General features: G+C 68.1%; 7 protein-coding genes. All 7 read left to right on the top strand.

The window, feature by feature from the left end; translation table 11 throughout:
• Positions 1–3,261 (top strand): AMP-binding protein (locus tag NM2_RS09985; protein ID WP_157121008.1); only part of this gene is annotated, 3,261 nt, incomplete at its 5' end.
• A gap of 158 nt (positions 3,262–3,419) precedes the next feature.
• Positions 3,420–4,412, top strand: coding sequence for a daunorubicin/doxorubicin resistance ABC transporter ATP-binding protein DrrA (locus tag NM2_RS09980; RefSeq protein WP_067666925.1), 993 nt, complete (start codon positions 3,420–3,422; stop codon positions 4,410–4,412).
• Positions 4,409–5,179, top strand: a complete 771-nt coding sequence (locus NM2_RS09975; protein WP_067666923.1) for an ABC transporter permease — start codon at positions 4,409–4,411, stop codon at positions 5,177–5,179. Before NM2_RS09980 ends, NM2_RS09975 begins: the two co-directional genes overlap by 4 nt.
• Positions 5,176–5,967, top strand: a complete 792-nt coding sequence (locus NM2_RS09970; RefSeq protein WP_067666922.1) for an ABC transporter permease — start codon at positions 5,176–5,178, stop codon at positions 5,965–5,967. The genes NM2_RS09975 and NM2_RS09970 overlap by 4 nt, the downstream gene beginning before the upstream one ends.
• Positions 5,968–6,017: 50 nt before the next feature.
• Positions 6,018–6,782 carry an ABC transporter permease gene (locus NM2_RS09965; protein ID WP_067666920.1) on the top strand — a complete coding sequence of 255 codons (765 nt, stop codon included), beginning with the start codon at positions 6,018–6,020 and terminating at the stop codon, positions 6,780–6,782.
• A complete protein-coding gene (locus tag NM2_RS09960) occupies positions 6,779–7,591 on the top strand; it encodes an ABC transporter permease (protein WP_067666919.1) in 813 nt (270 codons plus the stop codon). Before NM2_RS09965 ends, NM2_RS09960 begins: the two co-directional genes overlap by 4 nt.
• Before the next feature lie 63 nt (positions 7,592–7,654).
• Positions 7,655–8,611, top strand: coding sequence for a TIGR03560 family F420-dependent LLM class oxidoreductase (locus NM2_RS09955; RefSeq protein WP_067666918.1), 957 nt, complete (start codon positions 7,655–7,657; stop codon positions 8,609–8,611).
• The last annotated feature ends 29 nt before the right edge of the window (positions 8,612–8,640 follow it).

Below are 8,640 nucleotides of genomic sequence, written 5' to 3'. Positions count from 1 at the left end.
ACCGCACTGGGCCCGGCACTGGTGGCCGCCGCCGGTGGGTCCGGCAGTATTCGTCATCTGCGTTCCACGGATGCCGACACTGTCCTCAGCTACAGCGAACTGTTGTCGCGGGCAACGGCTTTGGCGACCGCGCTGCTCGGCGGCGGCAGCCGCATCGGCGACCCGCTCGTCCTGCAATCCCGCGATACCGAGGACTTCCTCGTCGGTGTGTGGGCCTGTCTGCTGGCGGGCCTGGTCGCCGCCCCCGTCGCCGCGCCGGTCGACTATTCCACGCCGAGTCCGGCGCGCGACCGGTTCGTACGCATCTGGCAGAACCTGGAACAGCCGATCGTGCTGGCCGGGCGCGACGAGTACGACGCGCTGAGCACGTGGCGCACACCGGACGGAGAACCGGTGCGCGCCATCGGAATCGAGGCATACTCGCGCGGTGCGGCCGACGCGGATCCGCACTCGTCACGACCGCTGCCCGAACTCGGCCCCGATGACGTCGCCCTGCTGATGTTCACCTCCGGCAGCACCGGCGCACCGAAGGGTGTGGAGCTCACCCACGGCAATATCCTCCGGCGCGGCGAATCCCTGCGCACCGTAGAGGATTTCACCGGCTCCTACGTCTCGTTCAACTGGATGCCGCTGGATCACGTCGGCGGAGTGGTCATGTGGCATCTGCGCGACGTCTATCACGGCGTCGATCAGATCCACGCCCCGACGGACTGGATTCTCGCCGATCCGCTGCGCTGGCTCGACACCATGGACCGCTACCGGGTGACGAGCACCTGGGCCCCGAACTTCGCGTTCGGCCTGGTCAGCGAGGCTGTCGGAGCGGCTCCCGAACGCAGCTGGGATCTTTCCGCGCTGCGGATGACGCTGAACGCCGGTGAGGCCATCGCGCCCGCGGTCGCAGCCGCGTTCCTGGACGCGCTCGCCCCGCACGGACTGGCCGCCGACACCATGGTCCCGGTCTGGGGCATGTCCGAAACCTGTTCCGGCGTCGTGTATTCGCCGAGGTTCCGCAGCGCCACCTCGCGTGCGGACACCTTCGCGCATCTGGGCGCGCCGATTCCGGGCTGTCGCATCCGCATCGTGGACGACGCGGATCGGCTGCTCGCGACGGGCGAGGTCGGCCGTCTACAGGTGTCCGGGGCCACCGTTACCCGGGGCTACCGCGGTCTGCCGCAGCAGAATTCGGCGTCCTTCGATGCCGAGGGCTGGTTCGACACCGGCGATCTGGGCCGCATCGATGACGTCGGCAGCCTGCAGATCACCGGCCGGGCCAAGGATGTCGTCATCATCAACGGCGTCAACTACCCGTGCCACGAGATCGAGGCCGCGGTCGATCGGCTGGACTGCACGCTGACCTCCTGGTCGGCCGCATGCGCGGTGCAGCAGGGCGACGGCGAGCAGCTGATCGTGTTCTTCCGTCTCGCGGACTCCAGCGACGCGGCCTCGGCGGTATCGGCGATCCGGGCCGCGGTCGTCGCGACGGTGGGTGTTTCGCCCGCCGTGGTGCTACCGCTGCCCGAGGGGGTGATCACCAAGACCGAAATCGGCAAGATCCAGCGCTCGGCGCTGCGCGAACGTTATGAGCGCGGCGAATTCGCCTCCCTGACAGCGGATCTCGCCGCCGTCGGTGTCGCATCCGGGGACGCGGGCACCGTCGCCGACCATTTCTTCGACCTGACCTGGGCACCCAAACAGCGTGCGGCCGCCGCGCCGACGGACCCGGGCACCGTGATCACTGTCGGAGTCATCGAGGGCGCACCGCCCGAGGCCTTGGTTCTGGACGACAACGCCACGCCCGCACAGGTATTGGCGTCCCTCGCCGCCGCATTGTCCGATTGCCCGCCCGGCGCCGCGGTAACCGTCGTGACCAGAGCGGCGTTCGCCGTCGACACGGCCGCCGACCCATTGCACTCGGCCTGCGCCGCGCTGGTGGAGACCGCGCGCGCCGAGCTGGAGCAGTCGCACATCCGCCACATCGATACCGCCGCGTCGATCGCGCCCGACCAGCTTGCCCGCGAGATATCCAGCAGCACAGGTGATCCGGTCGTGGCGCTGCGCGACGCACGGTTCGTGCCCCGCCTGCGCCGCACCACGACACCGCTGGACTCCGCGCCTCCCGCCCCGGGCGATTTCTATCTCGTCAGCGGCGGCCGCGGCGGTGTCGGCACACTGGTCACCGCGCATCTGCGACGCCGGTACGGGTTGCGGCTGCTGGTGATCGGCCGCTCCGAGACCCCCGCCGATTCGGACGGGATCCGCCACGCCGTCCTGGATCCGGCCGACGAGGCCGCTTTGCGGCAGTGCGTCGAGGCGGCGGAGACGCATTTCGGACGACGCCTCGACGGCGTGATCCATCTCGCCGGGCATTTCGCCGAACATCCGCTGGCCGCCTCGACGGTCGAGGATTTCGACGCCGCACTCGCCGCCAAGGCATCGGTCACCGAAACCCTTATGCGCCTTGGTGACTCGAGACCGGAGCTGCGCTGGATCGGATTCTCCTCGGTGAATTCGGTATTCGGCGCGGCACATGCCGGGGCGTACGCGGCGGCCAATGCCTATCTCGACGCGCTCACCGGACAATTCCGGGCGCGTGGGCATCGCGCGCAGTCCATCGCCTGGTCGACCTGGCACGGCGTCGGCCTGAACCGCACCAGCACGCTGAGCGATCTCGGCCGGGCCAACGGCTATCGGGCGCTGGATCCGGCCGAGGCGCTGGCCTCCCTGGATCTGTGCCTGCGTCGCGAAACACCTTATCCGCTGGTCGGACTCGATCCCCGGGGCGCGCGAATCGCCGGATTGCTCGCCGCACCCGACGCGACGAGCGCCGATCTGGTGCTACGCCTCGACGCGGCCTCGCGCGATCGGGTGCTCGGCACGCTGGGCACGGTGCGCGACCGCTTCGGAGTGCCGGTCCGCATCGAGGTGGCCACCACCGGCGCGTCCGGGGACGCCGACGCAGCCTCGGATACCGGTGGCCTCGACGCCACGATCGCGTCGGTATTCGGTGCGGCGCTGCGCGTCGGCGAGTTCGGGATCCACGACAGTTTCTTCGATCTGGGCGGCACGTCGATCAGTGCGATCCGCGCGCACGCGCTGTTGGAAGACCGTCTGGGACAGCACTTCTCGCTGGCCGAGCTCTATCGCAGTCCGACGCCGTACCGGCTGGCCCACACGCTGCGGCCGGTCCGGGTGGTGACCGCGGCCCAGCGCGTCGCGGCGCGGGCGCAACGGCGACGCGCGGCCAGAGCCACTTCCCGATAGCGCCTCGGATCGCAGATATCCGCCACCCCTTACCCGACCGCCGAGTATTTTGTTACGGTTAGGCTAACCTTACAATCGAACTGGACTCCGTTCGATCCGAGATCAGCTCCGGCGGGTGGGTTTTCGGACGGGTATCGAAGAAGAGTTGGGAGGATCCCGTGGCTGCGGTTCCAACGCAGGCAAACGCCGATGCCGTGGTCGTCGAAGGCGTCGAGAAACGATTCGGCTCCGTGCACGCGCTCCAGGGCGTCAGCTTCACCGCACCGGTGGGCAGCGTCCTGGGTGTGCTCGGACCGAACGGGGCGGGCAAGACGACAACGGTATCGGTGCTGTCCACCCTGGTCCGGCCGGACGCGGGACACGCGACGGTCGCGGGGTTCGATGTGGTGCGCGACGCCGCGTCGGTCCGCGCATCGATCATGCTCACCGGACAGTACGCGGCATTGGACGACCTGCTCACCGGCCGGGAGAACCTCGTGCTGTTCGGCCGCCTCCTGGGCATGGGCAAGAAGGACAGCCAGCGGCGAGCGGCGGAACTGCTGACCCAGTTCGATCTGGAGGAGGCCGCCGACCGGCGCGTCGGCCAGTACTCGGGCGGTATGCGCCGGCGGATCGATATCGCGTGCGGCCTGGTCCGGCTGCCGAAGGTGGTGTTCCTGGACGAGCCGACCACCGGACTGGATCCGGTGAGCCGCCAGGCCGTGTGGTCGCTGGTCCGCGATCTTCGGCACGAGGGCGTGACAGTGCTGCTGACCACCCAGTACCTCGAAGAGGCGGATGTCCTGAGCGACAACATCATCGTCATCGACAAGGGCCGGGTCATCGCGGAGGGCACGGCCAACGATCTGAAGGCGCGGTCGGGGCCCAGCTACTGCGAGGTCGTTCCGGTGGAGGCCTCGGACATTCCGGCGGTGGCTACCGCCCTGGCGGGCTTGGGCGACGTCACCATCGCCGACGCCGGTGACCGCGTCTCGGTGCCCGCACCCGGCGGAGCCGCGACGTTGACCGCGGCGCTGGAGCGCATCTCGGCCGCCGGAATCGAGTTGGTGGACATCGCCCTTCGCCGTCCGTCGCTGGACGAGGTATTCGTCAAACTCACCAGATCCGATGCCGATTCCGCGAACGCCGACGCGCGAGCGGTGCGGGCATGAGTGAGCAGACCGCCATCGCGCTGCCGCCGACCGGCCTGCAGCTGCGTGCGCTGAGCGGGCGCACCGTGCGCGCCGCGATCCGGGAGGGCGACCTGGTTTTCGGGTTCCTCGCGCCGATGATCTTCTTCATGTGTTTCTATGTGCCGCTGCGACATTCGATGGAGCGGACCGGGATGAACTACGCGCAGTACCTGCTGCCGGTGATCATCCTGCAGGGCATGTTCTTCACGGCCATGTCGGCCGCGGACCGAGCGGCCGTGGACACCGCGAGCGGGATGGGCACCAGGTTGCGCGCGATGCCGGTGCGGCCCTGGGTGCCGATGGCCGCGCGCATGGCGGCCAACGCCTCGCGTGCGGTGGTGGCGATCGCCGGTGCGCTGGTGATCGGGTCGGCCTTCGGTTTCCGATTCCACGATGTCGGCACCGCGGCGCTGTTCGTGATCCTGGCATTGCTGTTCGCCGTCGGCGTCGTGATCGGCGCCGACGTGGTCGGCGCCGCGTCGGGCAATCCCGAGATCGGCGCCCAGATCCTGTTGCTGCCGCAGCTGCTGTTGATCATGGCCTCGACCGGATTCGTTCCGGTGGAAGGCTTTCCCGGATGGATTCAGCCGATCGTGCGATGGCAGCCGGTGTCGGTGTGCAGCGATGCGCTGCGCGCGTTGTCCGCGGGCCGGTACGACTCGGTGGGCGCGGCCCTGGCGTGGTCGGTCGCGTTGATCGTGGTGTTCGCCGCGGTGTCGGCACGAATCGGAAGGCGGGCGCGATGACGACGCTGACGCAGCAGAACAGCAATGCGACCGTGCACGCGTCGCTGGCCGGGCAGAGTCTGATCCACGCGGGCCGGCTGGTGCGCCGCTGGACGCGCGAACCCGAGATCATGGTCCAGTCACTGATATTCCCCACCGCACTTCTGCTGATGTACCAACTGGTGCTGAGCAGATTTCTGTCCGCGTCGTCGGGCAAGGCGAGCATCGAGGGCTTCGTCCCGCTGGTCGCGGTGACGGCCACGATGTTCGGTGCGATGGCGACGGGCACCTCGCTGCACGCGGAGGCCGAGAACGGCCTGCTGGACCGCTGGCGGGCGATGCCGGGCTACCGGGCGGCCATCCCGGCGGGCCGCTTGCTGGCCGAATGCGCCCGCACGCTGGGCGCGACGATCCTGCTGCTCCTGGTCGGGGCGGCGCTGGGACTGCGCTGGCACACCGGCGTGCTGTCCGTGATCGGGGCGCTGCTGGTTCCCGTGCTGCTCGTGGTGGGGTTCGCCGCGATGGTGATGGCCCTGGCGATGAGCCGGGCGGGCGCGAAGATCGTGGAGCTGTCCTCGATTCTGATTCTGCTCGGCATGTTCTTCAATTCCGGATTCGTCCCCGTCGACCAATACCCCGGTTTTCTGCAGCCGGTGGTCCGCTATCAGCCGATGAGTGTGGCGATCGACGCCATGCGCGGTCTCATCTCCGGTGGGCCGGTGGCCATGCCGGTGTTGTACACGGCACTGTGGTCGGTCGGACTGACGCTCGTATTCGGCGGCCGGATCATTCGCAGCTTCCGCAAGTAGCAGCCGGCCGGGCGAATATCACGAGAGGGGCCACTATTCGCTATCCAGCGATGACGGGCGAACTCATCGCCGTTCGGCGCCGCCAGTTGACCGCGCTGAGCGGGCGGGCGGTTCGCAGCGCCCTGCGCGAGCGGGATCTGACGTTCGGATTCATCGCCCCGATGATGTTCTTCGTCTGTTTCTATCTACCGCTGCGATATTCGATGGCGGTCGTGGGGTACGACTACGCACAGTATTTCCTGCCGATCATCGTTGTGCAGGGGATGTTCTTCACCGCTATGTCCGCGGCCGACCGGGCGGCTCGCGATGCCGCGAGCGGCGTGCAGGTCCGGCTGAATTCGATGCCGATCCAGGCGTGGGTCGTGCTGAGCGCCCGGATGTGGGCCGATCTGATTCGTGCGCTGGTGGCGATAGCCGGGGCGGTGGTGATCGGCTCGGTGTTCGGCTTCCGTTTCCACGACGCGGTCGCCGCGCTGGTCTTCGTGGCCGTCAGCCTGCTGTTCGGCGCGGCGCTGGTGGTGGGCGCCGACGCCCTCGGCACCGCCACCGCCACGCCCAAGATCGGTGCACAGGTCCTGGTCCTGCCTCAGCTGTTGCTGATCATGGCCTCGACCGGATTCGTTCCGGCGCAGTGGTTTCCGGGATGGATACAACCGTTCGTCCGTAATCAGCCCGTCTCGGCACAAGCCGACGCGCTGCGTGAGTTGGCCGTCGGCCGATACACCTCGGCACTGGGTCTCGCGGTGATCTGGTCGGTCGCATCGGCGGGATGCTTCGCCGCCGTGTCGGTGGCCGCGCAGAGGAAGAAGCGATGAGTCGGTCCGCGAAGACGAGAAACGACACATTCGGCGGCACACTGCCCGTTCAGGCTGTCGTGCATGCGCAACGCCTGCTGCGACGCTGGAGCCGTCAGCCGGAGGTCCTCATCCAATCGGTGATCTTCCCGCTGGCGTTGCTGCTGATGTATCAGCTCGTATTGAGCAAGTTGCTCACCCACACCTCGGGACACGTCACCATCTACGGGTTCGTACCCCTGGTCATGGTCATGGGCGCGCTGCTCGGTGCGATCGCGACGGGCGGCGCGCTGCACCGCGAGCGGGAAAGCGGGCTGCTGTGGCGCTGGTGGGTGCTGCCGGGGAACCGCGCGGCCCTCCCGATCGGCGGACTGCTGGCCGAGTGCGTACGCGCCTTCGTCACCGCCGTGCTGTTGCTGGTGGTCGGTGTCGCGCTCGGACTGCGATTCCACCATGGCTGGCTCGATGCCGTCGCGGCGGCATTCGTGCCGGTACTGCTCGTCATCGGATTGGCGACCATGGTGATCGGACTGGCCGTCCTGCAAATCGGCAAGACCGTAGTGGAATTCGCGGGTCTGCTGATTCTGCTCGGCGCGTTCTTCAACACCGGATTCGTCCCGGTCGGCCAGTATGCGAGCCCCCTGCGGCCCATCGTCCGGGACCAGCCCATGAGCACCGCGGTGGACACCATGCGCGGGCTGCTCGACGGCGGGCCGATCTTGGTGCCGTTGTTGTCGACGGTCGCGTGGTCGGCGGGCTTCGCGGTGGTATTCGGCGCCGTGGCCCTGCGCAGCTATCGGGCCGCCATGCTGACCACTCCTGTTCATTAGTCGAAAACGTCCGGCCGGGCCGGCCCATCACGGAATCGCTCCGGTCAGGGAAAGGTTCGAACTGTGAGTCTCAAACTCGGTTGCAACATTTCAACTTTCGATTCCGACACCCGGCCCGCCGATCTGTTCACCGCGGTCCTCGATCAGGCGCTTGCCGCAGAACGGGCCGGCTTCGATGTCCTGACCATCGGCGACCATTTGCACGCGACGCCGGGCGCACCCGATGAACCGACCCTGGAGGCATACACCACGTTGGCGGCGCTGGCGAGCCGCACGAGCTCGATCCAGCTCTCGACCATGGTGAGCAGCAATACCTTCCGAAATCCGGCCGTGCTGGCCAAAATGGTCACCAGCCTCGACGTGATCAGCGGCGGCCGGGCCGTGCTGGGCATCGGTGCGGGCTGGTTCGAACCCGAACACGACGGCTACGGACTGGAATTCCACTCGCTTTCCGAACGGATGGCCAAGTTCGAGGAGGCGCTGCGAATCATCGTCCCGATGCTGCGTGGCGATCGCCCGACGATGGTCGGCAAGTGGTACCGCGTGCGCGAGCCGATCAATGAACCGCGGATGCGAGACGATCTCCCCGTCCTGGTGGGTGGCGGCGGCGAACGACGCACCTTCGCATACGCCGCACGATACGCCGACCACCTCAATATCACCTGTCTCCCAGCGCAATTGCCCGACAAACTCCGCGCGTTCGACGCGCGCTGCGCGGAGGTGGGACGCGACCCCCGGACTCTGGAGGTCAGCTTCGCGACCCCGATGGTGATCGACGAAGACGGCGCGAAGGCGCGACAGCAGGCAGAACGGATACTGCACGGATCCGGGGTGGACCCCGCGATGGCGTCCGAGGTCTTCTTCGTGGGCACCCCCGACGAGGTCACCGAGCAACTCCGCACGAAGGTGCTCGCCCACGGGGTACGTCGGCTGATGGTGAATCTCTTTGCGGCAGGCCAAGATCCGGATGTCATCGCGCTCGCCGGACGCACCCTCGCGCCGTTGGTCGCCGCGGCCTGACGCGCGTGTCCCCCTGGCGCGGGCCTACG

This window comes from Nocardia miyunensis NBRC 108239, from assembly GCF_001613065.1.
Classification (GTDB): Bacteria; Actinomycetota; Actinomycetes; order Mycobacteriales; family Mycobacteriaceae; genus Nocardia; species Nocardia miyunensis.
The sequence above is the reverse complement of the archived record's forward strand: the minus strand, read 5'-3'. Positions and strand labels throughout refer to the sequence as shown.